This window comes from Nocardioides sp. NPDC006303 (genome assembly GCF_040613175.1).
In the GTDB taxonomy this organism is placed as follows: domain Bacteria; phylum Actinomycetota; class Actinomycetes; order Propionibacteriales; family Nocardioidaceae; genus Nocardioides.
In genome coordinates, this window is sequence record NZ_JBEXRR010000041.1 from 36,999 (window position 1) to 55,653 (window position 18,655).

18 protein-coding genes are annotated in these 18,655 nt (G+C 68.8%); 10 read left to right on the forward strand and 8 right to left on the reverse strand.

Going from position 1 to position 18,655, the window contains the following annotated elements:
• Nucleotides 1-438 precede the first annotated feature (438 nt).
• Nucleotides 439-2,424, forward strand: a complete 1,986-nt coding sequence (locus ABZY89_RS23975; RefSeq protein WP_355231239.1) for a DNA topoisomerase IV subunit B — start codon at nt 439-441, stop codon at nt 2,422-2,424.
• Nucleotides 2,425-2,440: 16 nt separating this feature from the next.
• On the forward strand, nt 2,441-2,851 hold the full coding sequence (locus ABZY89_RS23980; RefSeq protein WP_355231241.1) for a hypothetical protein: 411 nt from the start codon (nt 2,441-2,443) through the stop codon (nt 2,849-2,851).
• Here ABZY89_RS23980 and ABZY89_RS23985 read toward each other — a convergent pair.
• Nucleotides 2,848-3,756: an RNA polymerase sigma-70 factor gene (locus ABZY89_RS23985; protein ID WP_355231243.1), complete on the reverse strand. Its 909-nt coding sequence runs from the start codon at nt 3,754-3,756 to the stop codon at nt 2,848-2,850. The genes ABZY89_RS23980 and ABZY89_RS23985 overlap by 4 nt on opposite strands.
• An 82-nt stretch (nt 3,757-3,838) precedes the next feature.
• On the opposite strand from ABZY89_RS23985, the gene ABZY89_RS23990 reads away from it, so the two are divergent.
• Complete coding sequence (locus tag ABZY89_RS23990) at nt 3,839-4,786, forward strand: NAD(P)-dependent oxidoreductase (RefSeq protein WP_355231245.1); 948 nt, start codon at nt 3,839-3,841, stop codon at nt 4,784-4,786.
• Nucleotides 4,787-4,811: 25 nt separating this feature from the next.
• Nucleotides 4,812-5,264 carry a PaaI family thioesterase gene (locus ABZY89_RS23995; protein WP_355231275.1) on the forward strand — a complete coding sequence of 151 codons (453 nt, stop codon included), beginning with the start codon at nt 4,812-4,814 and terminating at the stop codon, nt 5,262-5,264.
• Between the two features lie 66 nt (nt 5,265-5,330).
• On the opposite strand, the gene tuf is transcribed toward ABZY89_RS23995, so the two are convergent.
• From tuf to ABZY89_RS24020, 5 genes are all read right to left on the reverse strand, one after another.
• Complete coding sequence (gene tuf, locus ABZY89_RS24000) at nt 5,331-6,518, reverse strand: elongation factor Tu (protein WP_355231247.1); 1,188 nt, start codon at nt 6,516-6,518, stop codon at nt 5,331-5,333.
• 281 nt (nt 6,519-6,799) lie between these two features.
• Nucleotides 6,800-9,064 carry an FdhF/YdeP family oxidoreductase gene (locus tag ABZY89_RS24005; RefSeq protein ID WP_355231249.1) on the reverse strand — a complete coding sequence of 755 codons (2,265 nt, stop codon included), beginning with the start codon at nt 9,062-9,064 and terminating at the stop codon, nt 6,800-6,802.
• A gap of 10 nt (nt 9,065-9,074) precedes the next feature.
• Nucleotides 9,075-11,684: an FtsX-like permease family protein gene (locus tag ABZY89_RS24010; RefSeq protein ID WP_355231251.1), complete on the reverse strand. Its 2,610-nt coding sequence runs from the start codon at nt 11,682-11,684 to the stop codon at nt 9,075-9,077.
• Between the two features lie 85 nt (nt 11,685-11,769).
• On the reverse strand, nt 11,770-12,555 hold the full coding sequence (locus ABZY89_RS24015) for an ABC transporter ATP-binding protein (RefSeq protein ID WP_355231253.1): 786 nt from the start codon (nt 12,553-12,555) through the stop codon (nt 11,770-11,772).
• A 48-nt stretch (nt 12,556-12,603) separates the two neighbouring features.
• Nucleotides 12,604-13,101, reverse strand: coding sequence for a carbonic anhydrase (locus ABZY89_RS24020; protein ID WP_355231255.1), 498 nt, complete (start codon nt 13,099-13,101; stop codon nt 12,604-12,606).
• 61 nt (nt 13,102-13,162) lie between these two features.
• Between ABZY89_RS24020 and ABZY89_RS24025 the strand changes: the two genes are divergently transcribed.
• Entirely contained in the window at nt 13,163-15,184 is a 2,022-nt protein-coding gene (locus ABZY89_RS24025; protein ID WP_355231257.1) for a M3 family metallopeptidase, read from the forward strand.
• 118 nt (nt 15,185-15,302) lie between these two features.
• Nucleotides 15,303-15,905: a dihydrofolate reductase family protein gene (locus tag ABZY89_RS24030; RefSeq protein ID WP_355231259.1), complete on the forward strand. Its 603-nt coding sequence runs from the start codon at nt 15,303-15,305 to the stop codon at nt 15,903-15,905.
• 2 nt (nt 15,906-15,907) lie between these two features.
• Here the strand turns inward: ABZY89_RS24030 and ABZY89_RS24035 are convergent, their stop codons facing one another.
• Nucleotides 15,908-16,105: a hypothetical protein gene (locus ABZY89_RS24035; protein ID WP_355231261.1), complete on the reverse strand. Its 198-nt coding sequence runs from the start codon at nt 16,103-16,105 to the stop codon at nt 15,908-15,910.
• A gap of 66 nt (nt 16,106-16,171) precedes the next feature.
• Nucleotides 16,172-16,747: a hemerythrin domain-containing protein gene (locus tag ABZY89_RS24040; protein WP_355231263.1), complete on the reverse strand. Its 576-nt coding sequence runs from the start codon at nt 16,745-16,747 to the stop codon at nt 16,172-16,174.
• Nucleotides 16,748-16,903: 156 nt separating this feature from the next.
• On the opposite strand from ABZY89_RS24040, the gene ABZY89_RS24045 reads away from it, so the two are divergent.
• The 4 genes from ABZY89_RS24045 to ABZY89_RS24060 all read left to right on the forward strand — a co-directional run.
• A complete protein-coding gene (locus ABZY89_RS24045; protein ID WP_355231265.1) occupies nt 16,904-17,524 on the forward strand; it encodes a response regulator transcription factor in 621 nt (206 codons plus the stop codon).
• A gap of 188 nt (nt 17,525-17,712) precedes the next feature.
• Entirely contained in the window at nt 17,713-18,234 is a 522-nt protein-coding gene (locus ABZY89_RS24050) for a sigma-70 family RNA polymerase sigma factor (protein ID WP_355231266.1), read from the forward strand.
• Nucleotides 18,235-18,262: 28 nt separating this feature from the next.
• Entirely contained in the window at nt 18,263-18,409 is a 147-nt protein-coding gene (locus ABZY89_RS24055; RefSeq protein ID WP_355231268.1) for a hypothetical protein, read from the forward strand.
• Between the two features lies 1 nt (nt 18,410).
• The coding region (locus ABZY89_RS24060; protein ID WP_355231270.1) for a plasmid stabilization protein at nt 18,411-18,655 on the forward strand (245 nt) is incomplete at its 3' end.

Sequence of the window (18,655 nt, forward strand, 5' to 3'; positions counted from 1 at the left end):
GAATCATGATTGCGCCGGGATAACGTACGTGAGTCTTGGAAGATTCCCTAGCCTGGACTCTTACCTCGGTCGCAGCTCTAATCCTTGCAGTTGTCGCTCCGGGTTGGGGATCCGGGTCGGACCTACCCCGCGGGACATCGCTGTCCGTGACAGACATTCTTACCTGTCGACCGACCATTTCGTGCATCGAAACCCACAAGTTCCACGTAACGGACCGATCACGACGTACGTGTGCCGCCCGATGGCGCGTGGGCGGGTTGCCGCGTGCCTGCGTGAGACCCGGGCGTGTCGCACGGTAGATTTCATCCAAGAAACACCCCCACGCAGTACCCCGGGAACAACGCAGTTACGCAGGAGCCGATCATCTCTGACAACACCTACAACGCCGCGCACCTCCTCGTCCTCGAGGGCTTGGAGGCGGTGCGCAAGCGTCCCGGTATGTACATCGGCTCGACCGATACCCGCGGCCTCATGCACTGCCTGTGGGAGATCATCGACAACGGCGTCGACGAGGCGCTGGCCGGAGTCGCCGGCCACGTCGAGGTGACGATGCACCCAGACGGCTCGGTGGAGGTCTACGACGACGGCCGCGGCATCCCGACCGACAAGGAGCCCCGCACCGGGCTGCCGGGCGTCGAGGTGGTCGCGACCAAGCTGCACGCGGGCGGCAAGTTCGGTGGCGGCTCCTACAACGCGACCGGCGGTCTGCACGGCGTCGGCCTCTCGGTCGTCAACGCGCTCTCCAGCCGTATGGACATCGACGTGGACCGCTCGCCGGCCCAGCAGGGGATGTCGTTCCGCCGTGGTGTGCCCGGTGTGTTCGACGGTGACGGCCCGACGGCGGCCTTCACGCCGCAGAGCGGCCTGACCCGCAAGGGCAAGCGGGTCGCCAAGGGCAAGACCGGCACCAGGGTCAGGTTCTGGCCCGACCGGCAGATCTTCACCAAGGACGCCCGCTTCGAGCTCGAGGGACTGCTCGGTCGGGCCCGGCAGACGAGCTTCATCGTTCCCGGGCTCGAGCTGGTCATCCGGGACCAGTCCGGAGCAGACCCGGTCGAGGAGAAGTTCCGCCATGACGGCGGCATCGCCGAGTTCGTCGACTTCCTGGCCAAGGACGAGCCGGTCAGCGGCGTACTTCGCCTGCAGGGTTCGGACACCTTCACCGAGACCGTGCCGATGCTCGACGATGCCGGACATATGACGCCGCAGGACGTCGAGCGTGAGCTCGGCGTCGACATCGCGGTGCGGTGGGGCAGCGGCTACGACACCGAGATCCGCTCCTTCGTCAACGTGATCGCCACCCCGAAGGGCGGCACCCACGTCAGCGGCTTCGAGAACGCGCTGACCAAGACGTTCAACGACGCCATGCGCGCCTCCAAGGTGCTCAAGGTCAACGACAAGGACATCGTCAAGGAGGACATCCTCGAGGGGCTGACCTCGGTGGTGACGGTGCGCCTGGCCGAGCCGCAGTTCGAGGGCCAGACCAAGGAGATCCTCGGCACCCCGGCCGCCCGCAGCGTGGTGCGCAAGGTCGTCGCCGCGGAGATGAAGACGTTCCTCACCGAGTCGCGCGGGGCGCAGAAGCAGCAGGCCAAGCTGGTGATGGAGAAGGTGTACGCCGCCTCCAAGACCCGGCTCTCGCTGCGTCAGCAGAAGGAGAACCAGCGGCGCAAGAACGCGCTCGAGTCCTCCGCGCTGCCCTCCAAGCTGGCCGACTGCCGCACCACCGACGACCGGGCCGAGCTGTTCATCGTCGAGGGTGACTCCGCGCTCGGCACCGCGAAGGTGGCCCGCAACTCGGAGTTCCAGGCGCTGCTGCCGATCCGCGGCAAGATCCTCAACGTCCAGAAGGCCTCGGTCGGCGACATGCTGAAGAACACCGAGTGCTCCTCGATCATCCAGGTGGTCGGGACCGGCACCGGTCGCGGCTTCGACCTGGACGCGGCGCGCTACGGCAAGATCATCTTCATGGCCGACGCCGACTCCGACGGCGCCCACATCCGTACGCTGCTGGCGACGCTGTTCTTCAAGTACATGCCCGAGCTGATCGCCGCCGGCAAGGTCTACACCGCGGTCCCGCCGCTGCACCGGATCGAGATCTCCAACCCCAAGAAGGGGATGGACAAGTACATCTACACCTACTCCGACCCGGAGCTGCAGCGGAAGCTCGCCGAGCTGAAGAAGAAGAACGTCACCTGGAAGGACCCGGTGCAGCGCTACAAGGGTCTGGGTGAGATGGACGCCGACCAGCTGGCCGAGACCACCATGGACCCGCGCCACCGGACACTTCGCCGGCTGACGCTGGACGATGCCGACGAGGCCGCGGCGGTCTTCGACCTGCTGATGGGATCCGAGGTCGCTCCGCGCAAGGAGTTCATCGTCGCCGGAGGCGGTCAGCTCTCCGAGACCGACCTCGACTTCTAGGGTCGTGACCTCAGCGATGGATCAGAAGGCAGCCCGGACAGCGGCGACCAAGGCGTTCAAGGCGGGCGGCATGCCGCTTCGCAAGGGCCATCACCGGCTCGGTGACCCCAAGAGCGACGACATCGTCTGGTACGTCGACCTGCGCGCCCAGGGTGCCGGCCCGAGCGCGCCGCTGCGCTACGAGATCGGCTGCTGGGTCGCCGCCCTCGGCCACCCGGAGCCGGAGGGCGGTCCGGTCGACTGCCCGCTGCTGCTCGACCGGCCGGTCGCCGCCACCACACCCGCCGAGATCGGCGAGGAGGTCGACGAGCTGGTGACGCTCGTCGCCGATCTCGACTCGGTCACCGCGCTGCGCGATGCGCTGGCGGAGGGAACGCTGGGGCGGCCGCTCGTCGACCAGTCGCTGCGTACGTTCCTGGACGGTTAGCGCTCGGCCAGCAGGGCGAAGAGGTCGCCGACCTCGCCCAGGTGGCCGAGCTTGTCGGGGTTGAGGACGTTGTGCATGCGTACGATCCGGCCGCCGTCGACGTCGAGGGCGATGACGCCCAGCAGGGCGCCGTCGGCACCGCGGGTGAGCATCGCCGGCTGACCGTTGGCGTGGGAGAGCTCCAGACGTACGCCGAAGCGCTCGCCCTGACGCATGAGCCCGAGCAGGAAGCGGGCCACGGCGACGGCGCCGAGCATCGGCTTCTGGATGGCGGGGGCCCGGCCGCCGCCATCGGCGACGAACACGACGTCGTCGGCGAGCAGCCGCTCCAAGCCGGCGATGTCGCTCGCGGACAGGGCGGCGACGAACTGCGAGGCGAGCTGGTCGCGGCGCTCGCGTGACGGCTCGAACCGCGGCGTGCCGTCGGCGATCCGCTTGCGGGCACGGGTGAAGATCTGGCGGCAGTTGGTCGCGCTCTTGTCGACGACGGGGGCGATGTCCTCGTAGTCGTAGCCCAGCACCTCACGCAGCACGAACACCGCGCGCTCGACCGGGGTGAGCGACTCCAGCAGGACCAGGAACGCCGTGCTGACGGTCTCGTCGAGCTCCAGGCGGTGGCTGGGGTCCTCGTCGGAGACCAGGATCGGCTCGGGCAGCCACGGGCCGACGTACTGCTCACGGCGGTGGCGGGCCGAGCGCAGGGTGTCGATGGCGATCCGGGTGGTGACGGTGGTGGCGTACGCATCGAGGTTGTCGACCTCTCCCTCGGACTGCTGAGTGCTGCGGTGCATCCGCAGGAACGCCTCTTGGACGATGTCCTCCGCCTCGGCGACGCTGCCGAGCATCCGGTAGGCGATCGAGAACATCAGCGGGCGGAGCCCGTCATGAGCGCTTGCGAGGTCCACGAATGCAGGACCTTACGCCAGCTGTCACAGGAGCGCAGGTTGTTTCGTCGGTGGGGTCAACAACGACGAAAGGAACAGAACGATGCGTATCTTCATCGCAGGCGGAACCGGTGCGGTCGGAGTCCGGATGGTGCCGCTCCTGGTGGCCGCCGGACACGAGGTCTTCGGCTCGACCCGGCACGAGGCGGGCTGCGAGGCCCTGGCCACCATGGGCGCGACCGGGATCGTGATGGACCCGCTGGACGCGCAGAGCGTCCACGACGCCGTCGCCAAGGCCGAGCCCGAGGTCGTCGTGCACCAGCTCACCGCGCTGGGCAGCCTCAGCGGCAACCTGAAGAAGTGGGACCAGGACTTCGCGATGACCAACCGGTTGCGCACCGAGGGCACCGACCACCTGCTGGCGGCGGCCCGGGCGGCCGGGGTGCGGCGGTTCATCGCGCAGAGCTTCGGCGGCGGCTGGACCCTCGAGCGCACCGGCGGCTGGGTCAAGGACGAGACCGCCCCGCTCATCGACGACCCCGGCAAGGAGGCGCGAGGAAGCCTGGCGGCGATCCGGCACCTGGAGTCCGCAGTCACAGCGGCGACCGACCTCGAAGGCGTCGTGCTCCGCTACGGCAACTTCTACGGCCCCGGCAACGCCGCCTCCCGTGAGGGCGCTCTCGGCGAGATGCTGCGCAAGGGCAAGATGCCGGTGGTCGGCGGTGGCACGGGGGTGTGGTCGTTCGTCCACATCGACGACGTCGCCTCCGCGACCGTCGCGGCCCTCGACCGGGGTGCGCCGGGCATCTACAACATCGTCGACGACGAGCCGGCTCCGGTGAACCAGTGGATCCCGCTCCTCGCCGAGGAGGTCGGCGGCAGGAACCCGATGCGACTTCCGGCCTGGCTCGCCCGGCCGCTGATCGGCGAGTTCGGGGTCGCGCTGATGACCTCTGTGCGCGGCTCCTCGAACGCCAAGGCGAAGCGGGAGCTCGGCTGGACGCCGTTGTACGCCACCTGGCGCGAGGGCTTCCGGACCGGGATCGGCTGATCGTGGTTATGGTGGCGCGGTGAAGATGATCGCGTTGCAGGACGAGTGGTGGCCGACGATGACCTGCTTCGGGTGCGGGCCTGCCAACGCCCAGGGGCTCCAGCTGAAGAGCTATCCGCAGCTGGACGGGAGCGTCACCGCGACCTTCCAGCCGTGGCCGCAGCACGACAACGGCGGCGGGTTCCTCAACGGCGGGATCATCGCGACGGTGCTCGACTGCCACAGCGCCGCCGCGGTGCACCAGGAGGCCTTCCTCAACGGCTGGATGCCTGCCGAGGGGGAGTCGTTGGCCTACGTCACGGCCGGGATCGACGTACGCTACCGGCGGCCGGCTCCGCTCAGGGAGCCGGTCACGCTCGTCGCCGCCACCAAGGACGCCAGCGAGGACCAGATCACCTCGGTGGTGCGGCTGGAGTGGGACGGGAAGGTCCGCGCCGAGGGCGAGGCGCTGTGGAAGCGCTGGCGCCCCCGCGACTGAGACCCGTGATCGAGAAATGAGGGAACGGCCCCCACCAGGTGAGGGCCGTTCCGTATCTCGGTCGAGCTAGTCGAGCAGCTCGGTCACCGTGCCGGCGGCGACGGTGTGACCGCCTTCGCGGACCGCGAAGCCGAGTCCGACGTTCATCGCGATCGGCTTCTCCAGCTCCACTCCGAGCTCGATCGTGTCGCCGGGCATGACCAGGGCGATCTCACCCAGGTCGATCCCGCCGGGCACGTCCGTGGTCCGGAAGTAGAACTGCGGCCGGTAGTCCGCGGCGAACGGGGTGTGCCGCCCACCCTCGGCAGTGGACAGCGCGTGCAGGTTCGCCCGGAACTTCCGGTGCGGCCGTACGCTGCCCGGCAGCGCCACCACCTGGCCGCGACGGACCTCGTCGCGCTTGATGCCACGCAGCAGCACCGCCGCGTTGTCGCCCGCGTCCGCGGACTCCAGCGACTTGCCGAACGTCTCGAGGCCGATCGCCGTGCTGGTGATCGTCGCGCCGAGGCCCACGACCTCGACCGCGTCGCCGACCTTCAGCGTCCCGCGCTCGACGGCACCGGTGACCACCGTGCCGCGGCCGGTGATGGTGACGACGTTCTCGATCGGCATCAGGAACGGCTCGCCGAGCTCGCGCTCGGGCACCGGCACGTAGCCGTCGATCGCGTCCAGCAGGTCACCGATCGCGGCGGTCCACTCCGGGTCGCCCTCCAGTGCCTTCAGTCCGGAGACCCGGACGACAGGTACGTCGTCGCCGGGGAACCCGTACTCCGAGAGGAGGTCACGGACCTCCAGCTCGACCAGGTCGAGCAGCTCGGGGTCGTCGACGGTGTCGGCCTTGTTGAGTGCCACCACCAGGTACGGCACGCCCACCCGGCGCGCGAGCAGCACGTGCTCACGCGTCTGCGGCATGGCGCCGTCCTGCGCGGAGACGACCAGGATCGCGGCGTCCACCTGGGCGGCGCCGGTGATCATGTTCTTCACGTAGTCGGCGTGCCCGGGCATGTCGACGTGCGCGTAGTGCCGGGTCGCGGTCTCGTACTCGACGTGCGAGATGTTGATCGTGATCCCGCGCTGCAGCTCCTCCGGGGCACGGTCGATGCCGTCGAAGGCGATGAAGCGGTTCACGCTCGGGTCGCGCTCCGCGAGCACCTTGGTGATCGCGGCGGTCAGGGTGGTCTTGCCGTGGTCGACGTGACCCATCGTCCCGATGTTGAGGTGCGGCTTGGTCCGCACGAACTGGCCCTTGGCCATGAGAGTTCCTTTGTGTGTCAGAAGATTTCGGGGTGAGCCAGGACCCTCCGGCAAGCCCTCACAGCGCTGTCACCGCGATGAGGGGGCCGGTGCGGGCCACCCTCCTCCGCGGGTCCTGCAGAGCAGGAGGAGGGTCAGCTTCGCGCGCCGGTGCAATCGACTGACGGTGCCCACGTGGGAGCGCCCGTCAGGCTCTTGCCTGACAGGTGGTGCTCGGAAACCACGCGGAACATGTTGATCACGTTAGGTGCCAACGCGGACACCAGCAATGTAATTCCCGGCTAGCGCGTCTCTAGGCGAACGACGACCGACTTCGAGGTCGGGGTGCGGCTGCCGTCGGCGTAGGAGTCGAGCGGGATGAGGACGTTCGTCTCCGGGAAGTACGCCGCGGCGGAGCCGCGCGGGGTGGCGTACGCGACCACGCGGAAGCTCTCGGCGCGGCGCTCGCCGTCGGTCCAGACCGAGACGATGTCGACGGTGTCGCCGTCGGTGATGCCGAGCTCGAGGAGGTCCTCGGGGTTGACGAAGACGACGTGGCGACCGCCCTTGATGCCGCGGTAGCGGTCGTTGTAGCCGTAGACGGTGGTGTTGAACTGGTCGTGGGAGCGCAGCGTCTGCAGCAGCAGGTGTCCCGGGGGAGCCGAGACCGCGGTGAGCGGGTTGGCGGTGACCCGGGCCCGGCCGGTCGCGGTGTTGAAGGTGCGCGAGTCGCGCGGGCCGTTGGGCAGGGCGAAGCCACCGGGCGTCTTCAGCCGGGTCTCGAAGTCCTCGAACCCGGGGATCACCGCGGAGATGTGCCAGCGGATCCGGGAGTAGTCCGTGCCCATCGTGGCCCAGTCGACGCCCTTGTCCGAGCCGAACAGCGCCTCGCCGATGGCGCAGACGATGCCGACCTCGCTGCGCAGCTCCTTCGAGCCCGGGAGCAGCCGGCCGTAGGAGGCGTGGACCATGCCCATCGAGTCCTCGACGGTGACGTACTGCTCGCGGCCGCCGGTCTCGTCGCGCTCGGTGCGGCCCAGGCAGGGGAGGATCAGGCCCTCGCGGCCGTGGTGGAGGTGGCTGCGGTTGAGCTTGGTCGAGATCTGGACGGTGAGGCCGACGTTGGCCAGCGCGGCCGTGGTGACGGCGGTGTCGGGGGTCGCGGCGGCGAAGTTGCCGCCCAGGGCGAGGAAGACGTCGACGTCGCCGTCGCGCATCGACTCGATCGCGGCGACCACGTCGAAACCGTCCTCACGCGGCGGCGTGATGCCGAACTCGGCACCGACCGCGTCGAGGAACCACGCCGGCGGCTTCTCCCAGATGCCCATCGTGCGGTCGCCCTGCACGTTGGAGTGGCCGCGGACCGGGCAGGCGCCCGCGCCGGGCTTGCCGATGTTGCCGCGCAGCAGCAGGAACGAGGCGATCTCGCGGATCGTGGCGACCGAGTTCTTGTGCTGGGTCAGTCCCATCGCCCAGCACACGATGACGCGCTCGCGGGACTCGACCAGGTCGGTCAGGGACTCGATCTCCTCGCGGGAGATGCCGCTGAGCCGGGTGATCTCGTCCCACTCCATCGCCGCCCACGCCTGTGCTGCGACCTCGAAGCCGTCGGTGTGCTCCTCGATGAAGGGGTGCGCGATGGCGTCGCGCTCGACGAGCAGCTTGTTGATCCCGGCGAACAGCGCCAGGTCGCCGTTGACCTGCACGGGTACGTGGACGTCGGCGAGCTGGGTGCCGACGCCGGTGACGCCGCGTACGGTCTGGGGGTTGCGGAACCGCCCCAGCCCGGCCTCGCGCAGCGGGTTGATCGAGACGACCTTGGCGCCGTTCTCCTTGGCGGACTCGAGCGCGGTCAGCATCCGGGGGTGGTTGGTGCCGGGGTTCTGGCCGACCACGAAGATCAGGTCGGAGTGTTCGGCGAGGTCGTCGTAGGTGACCGTGCCCTTGCCGATGCCGATGACCTCGCCGAGCGCGGTGCCGCTGGACTCGTGGCACATGTTGGAGCAGTCGGGCAGGTTGTTGGTGCCGAGCTGGCGGGCGAGCAGCTGGTAGACGAACGCGGCCTCGTTGGACGCCCGGCCGGAGGTGTAGAAGACCGAACGGTCGGGGCCGGTCGCCCGCATGCGGTTGGCGATCAGCGAGATCGCGTCGGACCAGGTGATGGGGGAGTAGTGGGTCTCGCCGGGGGCGACGTACATGGGCTCGGTCAGCCGGCCCTGCGACTCCAGCCAGTGGTCGTCGCGCTCGTTGAGCGAGGCGATCGAGTTGGCCGCGAAGAAGTCGCGGTCGACCCGCTTGCGGGTCGCCTCCCACGCCACCGCCTTGGCGCCGTTCTCGCAGAACTCAGCAGCCTTGCGGTGGTCGGGGTCCGGCCAGGCGCACGAGGGACAGTCGAAGCCGCCGACCTGGTTGACCTTGAGCAGCGTCTGCAGGCTGCGCTTGGGGCCCATCTCGCGCAGCGCGTACTCCACCGAGTGGGCCACCCCGGGAAGTCCGACCGCGGCCGTCTCCGGCTCGGTGACGCGGAGGGTGGGTTCGGGCAGGTCTACGGAGTGCTCGGTGCTCACCCGAGGCACACTACTCCGAGGCGATGGCCTTGAGGACGTCTTCCCTCCCTGCGCGGATGGCCGGGAGGAGCGCGGCCAGGACGCCGACGACCACCGCGATCGCCATGAAGACGGCCAGCTGGTCGAGCGGCACCCACAGGCTGGTGAGGTCCTCGCGCAGCGCGTCGCGCAGCAGCACCCCGAAGAGCACCCCGAGGGCGAGCCCGAGGACCGCGCCGAGGACCGCGATCGTCACCGACTCCAGGGTGATCATCCGGCGCAGCTGGCTTCGGGAGAGACCGATGGCGCGCAGCAGCCCGATCTCTCGGGTGCGCTCGATGACGCTGAGGCCGAGGGTGTTGACGATGCCGATCACGGCGATCACGATCGCCAGCGCGAGCAGGCCGTAGATCATGTAGAGCAGCTGGTTGACCTGCCCCTTGATCGACTCGGCGAACTCGTCCTTGTCCTGCACCGCGACCACCGGCTGGTCCTCGACGAGCTTGTCGAGACGGTCGTGGACGACGGCCGGGTCGGCTCCGCGGGCGAGCATGATGCTCAGCGAGGCGTCCTCGCGCGGCACCTTGGCCGCGACGAGGTCCTCGATGCGCACCGTGATGTCGCCGGTGACCTGGGTCTGGGCGATGATCCCGCTGATCTGCGGGCGCTGCTGGCGGCCGCTGACGAAGGTGAGGTCGATGCGGTCGCCGAGCTGCCAGCTGTGCTCCTTCGCGGCCTCGTCGGTGACCAGCACCTGGCCGGGCTTGACGTCCTCGCTGCCCTCGAGCACGTCGAGGTCATAGACCTGTGGCAGGTGCTCGTCGACGCCGAAGAGGAACGCGACCTCGTTCTTCTTCGGGTTCTGCAGGTCCACCTTGCCGACGACGGCCTGGGCGATCTGGGAACGGGATACGGTCGCGACGCCCTCCACCGTCTCCATCTCGTCGCCGATCGAGGTCGGGAACGGCGTGAAGGTCGGGCTCTGCACGACCAGGTCGGGCTTGAACTGCTCCTCGACCACGTCGGAGATCGAGGCGTTCATCGAGGCGGCGAGCACGCCGATCAGGGAGACCAGCGCCAGGCCGATCATCAGCGCCGACGCGGTGGCGCCGGTGCGCCGTGGGTCGCGCATCGCGTTCTGGCCGGCCAGCTTGCCGGTCATCCCGAAGAGCGCCCCCGAGACCGTACGCAGCGCCGCCAGCACCGGGCGGCCCAGGAACGCGCTGATCCAGGCGACCGAGAGGATCGAGATCCCGGCCCCGACTCCCACCCACAGCGCCGGGCTGGTCGGCACGTCGAAGCCGCCGGGAAGAGTGATCTCCGGGACCCCGATCCGTGGCACCGCGGCGATCGCGAGCCCCGCGGCCAGCAGGACGAGCCCCACCGACGTACGCAGGATGGTGGATCTGGCCGGAGGCTGGGTGTCCTCGCGCATCGCCGCCACCGGCGGGACCTTTCCGGCCCGGCGGGAGGGGAGCAGGGCCGCGGCGAGCGTGACGCAGACGCCCACGGCGTAGGAGATCCAGATGGTGCGCGGGGTGAGGACGAGGACGTCGGAGGCGATCTCCAGCCCCGCCTGACGGAAGGCGGCGGCCAGGCCGTGGGCGAGCCCCCAGCCGGCGAGGACGCCGATGGTGGCGGCGATCAGCGACATCACCAGCGCCTCGAAGAGCACTGAGGTGGTGACCTGGCGGCGGGAAGTCCCCAGGGCTCGCAGCAGCGCCAGCTGGCGGGAGCGCTGCGCGATCAGGATCGAGAAGGTGTTGACGATGATGAAGGCGCCTACGATGACCGCGATCACCGCGAAAACGATGAGGAAGACCGAGATCACGTCGAGGAACTCGCCGATCGCGTCCTCGGACTCCTCGACCATCTTGTCGCCGGTGACGGCCTCGAACCCCTTCGGGACCACCCTCTCCGCGGCCTCGACGAGCTCCTTCTGGGAGACCCCGGGGGCGGCGGTCAGCGAGATCCCGGAGTAGACGTCCTTACCGTCGGTGAACAGGCTCTGGGCGCCTGCGGTGCTGAAGATCAGCAGCTGGGCGCCCGCGGTGCCACCGCCGTTGAAGGAGGCGGTGCCGGTGAGGGTGACCTTGCGGCGGGTCTCGCCCTGGGGTGCGATCAGGGTGACGGAGTCGCCCACCTGGTAGCCGGCCTTCTCCGCGGTCGCCTCGTCGAGGACGAGCTCCTTGTCCCCGGTCGGCCAGCTCCCTCGGATGAGCTCGAGCGACGGCTCGCCGAGCAGGTTGGGGGTTCCGGTGTGGTTGAACGCCAGCGTCGGCGCACCCGAGCTGCTGACCAGCTTGTCGTCGGTGTCGAGCACATAGAGGCCGGCGCCCTGGACGACGCCGTCGGCGCGGGCGACCTCCGGCAGCGTACGCAGCTTCTCGATGGCCGCCGGCTCCAGCGTGGCCGCGCCGCCACTGCCGGGGCGGCTGGCCTCGGCCGAGCTGGCGCTGTTGGTCGGGCGTACCTGGCCGTCGGGCGTGGAGCCGTTGATGATCCCGGAGAAGGTGCGGTCGAGGCCGTGCGAGAAGGTGAGTACGCCGGCCAGGAACGCCACGCCCAGGACGATCGCGAGCGTCGACATGAGCAGGCGCACCTTGTGCGCAGCGAGGTTGCGCAGGGTCAGCCGGAGCACGCCGCCACCTCCCTTGCGCAGGCGCCAGAGTACGGACGTGGCGGCGTGCCGATTGTCTGGTTCACTCGCTGACGCTCGTTCATCCTCAGGCGCCTTCGCCGATCGGAGCCAGGCCCATCGCCCGCGCCTGCAGGTCGGCCATGTGAGCCAGGATCTCCTCGCGGCTCGGCTTGGCAAGCTCGTCGACGACGCGGCCGTCGGCCAGGAAGATCACCCGGTCGCAGTAGGAGGCGGCGACCGGGTCGTGGGAGACCATGACGATGGTCTGGCCCAGGTCGTCGACGCTGTGGCGCAGGAAGTCGAGCACCTGGGCGGCCGAGGTGGAGTCGAGGTTGCCGGTCGGCTCGTCGGCGAAGACGATGTCGGGCTTGGAGACCAGCGCCCGGGCGCACGCGACCCGCTGCTGCTGTCCCCCGGAGAGCTCGCTCGGCTTGTGAGAGAGCCGCGGCCGCAGGTCGACCGTGTCGATGACCTGGTCGAACCAGCCCGGGTCCGGCTTCTTCCGGGCCAGGGAGAGCGGCAGCAGGATGTTCTCCTGCGCCGTCAGCGTCGGCACCAGGTTGAACGCCTGGAAGACGAACCCGATCTTGTCGCGCCGCAGCGAGGTGAGGCGGCGGTCGCGCATCTTGCCGAGCTTGCGACCGCCGACGACCACCTCGCCCGTCGTTGGCTTGTCGAGCGCGGCCAGGCAGTGCATCAGCGTCGACTTGCCCGACCCCGAGGGGCCCATGATGGCAGTGAACTGTCCCGCGTAGAGGTCCAGGCTCACGCCGTCGAGCGCGCGGACCTCCGCGGCGCCCTTGCCGTAGGTCTTGTGCAGGTCGATCGCCTGGGCGGCGATCTCACGCTGTGCCGGGTCTGTGAGGCTCACGCCTCAACTCTTGCCTACAGGTGGTTGGGGCGCATGTCTTTTCCGGTCTCAGATCTTTTGGTTGAGCAGCCCGGTGTCGACGTCGTAGATGAACCCGCCGACCTTGATGTCCTCGGGGACGAACGGGTGCGAGCGGACCTTGGCGACGTCCTCGGCGAGCGCGCGGGCCTGGTCGTCGACGACGACGGTCAGGTCGAGCCAGGACGCGTCCTGGCCGGCGGACTCGGCGAGCTTGGCGCGCAGCTCGGCCTCGGTGTTGGAGGCGACCGCACAGCGGGTGTGGGGCACGATCAGGATGCGCTTGACGTTGAGGAGGTGCACGCCGAGCACCAGCGCCTCCATCGCCTGCGGGGTCACCCGGCCACCGGGGTTGCGGAAGATCTTGGCGTCCCCGAGGCTCAGTCCCAGCATGGCCAGCGGCTCGATGCGGGAGTCCATGCAGGTCACGATCGCCACTCCGGCGTGGGCGACGCCGTCGAAGCCGCCGGTGTCGAACGAGTCGGCGTAGGTCTGGTTCGCGGCAAGCAGGTCATCGAAATCGGCCATGACGCCAAGGTAGCCGATATCCACGGGCCGTCCGCGCGCTGTTTCAGATAGCGTGCGAGATGTGATCGACGCCCTACTCGAGCCCAGTGACCTGCCCCACCGCCTGCCCCGTTTCGCGGACATCTCGATCGAGGACTACGGCCCGGCGATCGAGCAGGGGATGGCCGAGCAGCTGGCCGCGCTGACCGCGATCACGTCCTCCGCCGAGGAGCCGACGTTCGAGAACACCCTGGTCGCCCTGGAGCGGTCCGGTGAGCGGCTGGACCGGGTCCTGCGGGTCTTCTTCTCGCTGCTCTCCGCGGACTCCGACGACGATCTGGACGAGCTCCATGCTGCGTACGCTCCGAGGCTGGCGGCCCACCACGATGCGCTGCTCCTCGACGACGCGCTCTTCGCCCGGGTGAACGCGGTCTATGAGAAGCGGGCCGAGCTGGAGGGCGAGGACCGCTATCTGGTCGAGCGCTACCACCGCGACTTCGTGCTCGCCGGTGCTGCTCTGGGGCCCGCCGAGAAGGCACGGCTGCGGGAGCTCAACCAGGAGATCTCCGGTCTGGAGGCGGCCTTCGGGCAGGCGGCGCAGGCCGACTCCAACGACCTCGCCGTGGTCGTCGACACCGTCGAGGAGCTCGTCGGGCTGACCCCGGGGGAGATCTCCGCGGCTGCGGCGGCCGCCGAGGGCAGGGGACTGGCGGGCAAGTTCCTGATCACGCTGACCCTGTTCACCGCCCACCCCTACCTGTCGGTGCTGGAGAACCGGGAGCTTCGGCGGCGGCTGTTCGAGGCGCAGCTCGCCCGCGGCTCGCGCGGCAACGCCAACGACACCCGCGGCATCGCGCTCGACGCGCTGCGGCTGCGGGCGGAGAAGGCGCAGCTGCTCGGCTTCGACAGCTACGCCGGTCTGGTGACCGCCGACAACACCGCCGGCACCCCGAAGGCCGTCCGCGACATGCTGGAGCGGCTGGCCGCGCCGGCGGCTCGCAACGCCCGGGCCGAGCAGTCTGCGCTCGAGGCATCGGCAGGCGGACCGATCGAAGCCTGGGACTGGCCCTACTACGCGGAGAAGGTCCGGGTCTCGGAGTACGACGTCGACCTGGCCGTCCTGCGGCCGTGGTTCGAGGCCGACCGGGTGCTGCGCGACGGCGTCTTCTTCGCCGCCGGCCGGCTCTATGGGCTGACCTTCGAGGAGCGACCTGACCTGCAGGGCTACCACCCCGAGGTACGCGTCTTCGAGGTCTCCCGCGACGGCGAGCCGATCGGGCTCTTCCTGCTCGACCTCTACACCCGGGACTCGAAGAAGGGCGGCGCATGGATGAACTCCTACGTCACCGCCAACACGCTGCTGGGTGAGCCGTCGGCGGTCGTGACCAACAACCTCAACGTGCCCAAGCCGGCGCCGGGGGAGCCGACGCTGCTCACGTTCGACCAGGTCAACACTCTCTTTCACGAGTTCGGGCACGCGCTCCACGGGCTGCTGGCGCGGGCGACCTACCCGCGGTTCGCGGCGACGTCGGTCTACCGCGACTTCGTCGAGTACCCGTCTCAGGTCAACGAGATGTGGATGCTCTGGCCCGAGGTGCTCGCCAACTACGCCGTGCATCACGAGACCGGTGAGCCGATCCCGGCCGACGTGCTCGGCAAGCTCGAAGCGTCCGCCACGTTCAACGAGGGGTTCGCGACCTCCGAATACCTGGCTGCCGCCCTCATCGACCTCGCCTGGCACGAGTTCGGCCCGGCCGAGGTGCCGACCTCGCCGGAGGCGGTCGAGGAGTTCGAGGCGGCCGCGCTCTCGGTGGTCGGCCTGGACAACCCGGCGGTGCGGCCCCGCTATTACACGGCGTACTTCAAGCACATCTTCGGCGGCTACGCCTCGGCCTACTACTCCTACATCTGGTCCGAGGTCCTCGATGCCGACACGGTCGCGTGGTTCAAGGAGAACGGCGGCCTGACTAGGGAGAACGGCGAGGCGTACGTCCGTTATGTGATCGGCATCGGCGGCACCCGGGACCCGCTGGAGTCCTATGCGGAGTGGCGCGGCCGGCCGGCCCCGATCACTCCGCTGCTGGAGCGTCGCGGCCTCGCCTGAGGCGCTCGGGTCACCGTCGAGCGGCGCTGTTCATCAACTAGATGGTTGACAAGCGGCGCCGCTTCGGGCTTTCCTGGTAATCAACCAATCGGTTGACTAACGGAGAGTGGTGGGGACGATGACCGTGATCATGCAGGCGGTGGTGTCGGTCGACGGGTTCATCGGCTACAAGGACGACATGCCGGGGCACCTGTTCGACTGGTACAACAACGGCGACGTCGAGGTGCTCGGCGGTGCCGGACGCATCTCGAAGGCATCGTGGGACTACGTACGCGACTTCTGGGAGACGTCGACGACGATGGTGATCGGACGCCATCTCTTCGACATCACCAACGGCTGGGACGGCAAGCCGCCGACCGGCGACCACGTGGTGGTCGTCAGCCACCGGCCCAAGCCCGAGGGGTGGCATCCCGAGGCCAGCTACCACTTCGAGACCTCGGTCGAGGCGGGGATCGCCAAGGCGAAGGAGCTGGCCGGCGGCACCCCGATCGGCCTGTGCGCCGGCGAGGTGGCGGGTCAGGCACTCGCTGCCGGGCTGGTGGACGAGATCCAGCTGGATGTCGCACCGTTGCTCATCGGCAGGGGAAAGCCGTTCTTCGGGACGTACACATCCTCGGTGCTGCTCAGTGATCCCGAAGTGGTCCAGGGCGACCGGGTGACGCATCTGCGATACCGCGTCGAGGGCCCGGCCGACCCTGGCCACTCGGCCTGGAACGCTTGAGGTCAGCGGTCCCGCGGGTCAGCGGGTCCTGCCCAGCTGGACTGCGGGTCGCTGGCGGGGAAGGTCTCTTCCTCGGTCTCGTCCTGGCGGTCGCGCTCGTCGCCTTCTTCCTCGACCCGCTCCGGGGTGGGGAAGGGGATCGGGGACTCGGTGCTCTCGTCAGCGCCGGTCTCGGGGTCCTGAGTTTCCTTCTCGACCATGTTCTCTGCTCCCATCTGAAGACTTCGATGCTGTCGTCGATGCCGTTCAGCATCCACTGTGCCACGTCACGATCTGCTCAGCGCGTCCTTGACGCGGTCGACGATGGAGTGGAACGGCATGGTGGCCAGCTGCTTGGGCACCGATCCGGCGGAGCCGGGGTGGGGGTGGGTCGGCGCGACGAGCTCGGTCGCGTTCAGCCGCTTGCCCATCATGTGCCGAGACGTCTCGTCGATCGTGGTGAGAAGCAGCGGAAACTCGACTCGCTCCTCCTCCTCGGCATGCTGCTCGACCGCGATCTGGAAGAGCGGGAAGGTCTCGTCGAACTCGGGGCTGTCGACGCCGACCTCCTCGAGCCGGGCCAGCATCTCGATGGCCTCCTTCTCGTCGGCGTTGAGCGCATTGGCGAGTGTCTCGCCGCCATGGGTCGAGGTGACCGTGTGGACGACGATCTGCTCGGCGGTCTCGTGCACCGCGAGCAGCACTCGGAGGTCGTCGAACGCCTGGCGCTTGGCCGGGCCCTCGGAGTTCCCGACCGTCGCGCAGAGCTGCCGGATGCCGGCGTGCTGCTGCAGCAGGATCCTGACCACGTCGCCCTCGGGTAGCTCGGAGGCCTTCTTGAGGTCTTCGGTCACGTGGGACATAAGCTGCTCCTGTCTCAGGTTCTGTGACAAAAGCCCAGGTACCCACGGCGTGTTCTGCCCATACACCTGTCCAACCGACCACCGATCTGAGAAGGTTCAAGTGTGATGAGGGCGGGGGTGTTGCGGGTCGCGGTGATCAGCCCGCAGGAAGTTGTCATGCGCGGGCTCGTCAGCATGCTCGCGGACTATCCGGACCGGTTGGTCGTGACCGCCCTTCCGGCCGTACGTAGCCGGGCGGTGGGCGTCGACGTGATCCTCTACGACACCTTCGGTCTGTACCTGAGTGACGGCGCCGATCTGCAGCATCTGCTGCAGGAGACCGACGCCAAGGTGCTGATCTTCAGCCGCGACATGCGCCCCGACTTGCGGGCCCAGGCCTACGCGCTGGGAGCCCGTGCCTGGGTGTCGATGAGCGTGCACGCCGGTGAGCTCGTACGCAGCATCGAGCTCACCGCCGCCGGCGAGCCGGTCGGCGAGCACGCGGACCGGATGGGCACGCCCGCCGGACTCAGCACTCGTGAGGTCGAGGTGCTCGCCCTGATCACCCAGGGGCTGTCCAACAAGGAGATCGCCGAGAAGCTCGTGGTGAGCGTGAACACGCTCAAGAGCCACATCCGTCAGGCCTACCGAAAGATCGACGTCACCACCCGCAGCCAGGCGGTGAGCTGGGCGATCACCCACGGTTTCGCGCCCCCCGACGAGAATTCCCTGGAATCGAGTGCATCCGTCGGGGCCCGGATGGTTACCGATAGCTTATCGACAGAGCAGTCTGGGTGACTGCCGCCGGCCACGGCAGGGGGTGGACACCACGATTTCCCTGTCGGTGCCGCGGTCTCGGCAACGGACCCGGGACCGCGGTCCTAACCCTCAGGGGTGAGTGTGCTGTGGGGGTTTAGCTCACCCCTGAGGGCCATTTCCTCCCCTGAGCGTGGAGATCTGGCTCGTCTGCGCGACAGACTCGGGCCATGGACAGGACACAGGAAGCATCGCCGTTGCCTCCGTTCCAGCAGGAGGATCTGGTCGTAAGCCACCTCCCGGTGGCCCGTTCACTCGCTGCCCGTTACTCGGGCCGCGGCGTCGAGGCCGACGACCTACGCCAGGCCGCGCACATGGGGCTGGTGAAGGCTGCTCGCCGCTACGACCCCGCCGAGGGTGAGTTCCTCACCTACGCCGTACCGATGGCCAAGGGCGAGATCCGCCACTGCTTCCGCGACCTGGCCCGCTGCGTACGTCCGCACGGTGCAGACGATGAGCTGCTCGAGCAGATGGGGGAGTCCGACCCCGGCTTCGACCGCGCCGAGGCGCGCGTCCTGGTCGCTCAGGCGATCGGCGATCTCGGTGAGACGGACCTGATGATCCTGCGGCTGCGCTTCGTCGACGGTCTTTCTCAGGCCGAGATCGGCGAGCGGATCGGTGCCACCCAGGCGCAGGTCTCCCGCGCCCTTGCCCGGATCATTCGCCGAATGCGGGTCGCCGTCGCCGCGTAATCGATGCATCTGGGGGGTACCGGAAGATATGACTACCCAAGCCGTCATCTTCACCGTGATCGGGGTGATCGTCATCCTGGCCGGCATCGCCGCCTGGCTCTACGACGCCCGCCGGAACAAGCGCGTCGCCGATGACGAGGAGCGCTTCGATCAGCCGAGAAGGAGGAGGAGCTGAGATGCCGCAGCGTGCCTGGAGCAAGAAGAGAGAACGACAGTACGAGCACGTCAAGGAAGGTCTGCTCGAACGCGGTGAGAACGAGGACACCGCCGAGGAGATCGCGGCTCGTACGGTGAACAAGGAGCGCGCCCGCGGGGGAGAGTCCCGCCGTCTTCGCGATCGAGTCGGGCCTGAAGATCTAGTCGGATCCGGATCAGGCGGCGAGCGGGACGCTGCCCGGCATCACGACGGGGGCACAGCCGC